This is a genomic window from Herbaspirillum sp. C9C3 (assembly GCF_013359625.1).
Lineage (GTDB): Bacteria > Pseudomonadota > Gammaproteobacteria > Burkholderiales > Burkholderiaceae_D > Herbaspirillum.
Genome location: NZ_JABFMQ010000061.1, coordinates 1 through 1,163, shown reverse-complemented (window position 1 = coordinate 1,163; position 1,163 = coordinate 1). Strand labels below are relative to the sequence as shown.

Annotated in this window: 1 protein-coding gene; it reads right to left on the bottom strand. The window is 64.1% G+C overall.

Features of this window, described 5'->3' with window-relative positions; all coding sequences use genetic code 11:
- Positions 1–1,163, bottom strand: a 1,163-nt coding sequence (locus HNO82_RS22065) for an amino acid adenylation domain-containing protein (RefSeq protein WP_175345153.1), incomplete at both ends; no start/stop codon positions are given.

Genomic DNA, 1,163 nt, shown 5'->3' with positions numbered 1-1,163 from the left:
CTGATCTGCACCGGCGGCAGGGCCTTGCGGTCGATCTTGCCATTGGTGTTCAGGGGCAGCGCCGGCAGCACCATGATGATGGCCGGTACCATGTACTCGGGCAGATGCGCGGCCAGCGCCGTCTTCAATGCCGCCTCGTCATGTCCATGGCCCTGTTGCAGCGATACATACGCCGCCAGTCGCTGGCCCTCCACCGCCACCACCACTGCTTCACGAATCGAAGCTTGCGCCAGCAAGGCGGCCTCGATCTCGCCCAGTTCGATGCGCAGCCCGCGCAGCTTGACCTGATGATCCAGCCGACCCAGATACATCAATTGCCCATCCTCGCGCCAGCGCACCAGGTCCCCGGTGCGATACAGACGCTGCCCGTTGTCGGAGAACGGATCGGCGACGAAACGCTCGGCCGTCAGTCCCGGCTTGTTCAGATAACCGCGTGCCAGATTCACGCCGCCCAGGTACAACTCCCCGGCCACGCCCGGCGGCACCAGCTGCAATGCCGCGTCCAGCACATAGGTCCGGGTGGCACTGATGGGGCGGCCGATGGGTACGCTATTGCCTTCGTCATCCGGCTGGCAGGTCCAGTGGGTGACGTCGATGGCTGCTTCGGTCGGACCATACAGGTTGATCAAGGCAGCCTGCGGCAACTGGCGCTGGGTCTGCTGCTGCAATTCCATCGGCAGCGCCTCGCCACTGCAGATCACGCGGCGCAGGCCGGGACAATCCGCACCGTGGCCGTCGTTGACGAAAGCCTGCAGCATCGACGGCACGAAGTGCAAGGTAGTGATGCCGGCCTGATCGATCAGCGCTGCCAGCCTTGCCGGGTCGCGATGCTCGCCGGGCGCGGCCATGACCAGTTCGGCACCGGTCATCAAGGGCCAGAAGAATTCCCACACCGAGACATCGAAACCGAAGGGCGTCTTCTGCAGTACCCGGTCGTCTGGACCCAACTGACAGGCCGCCTGCATCCAGGCCAGCCGGTTGTACAGGCTGCCGTGACGGTTCGCGGCCCCCTTGGGCTGGCCGGTGGAACCGGAGGTGTAGATGACGTAGGCCAGCTGTTCTGGATGGATTTCCAGACCAGGATTGTCGGCAGACGCAATATCGGACAGTGTTGCCACATCGACGATACGGCACCCTGACACTTCGGGTAACTGGCCCAGTAC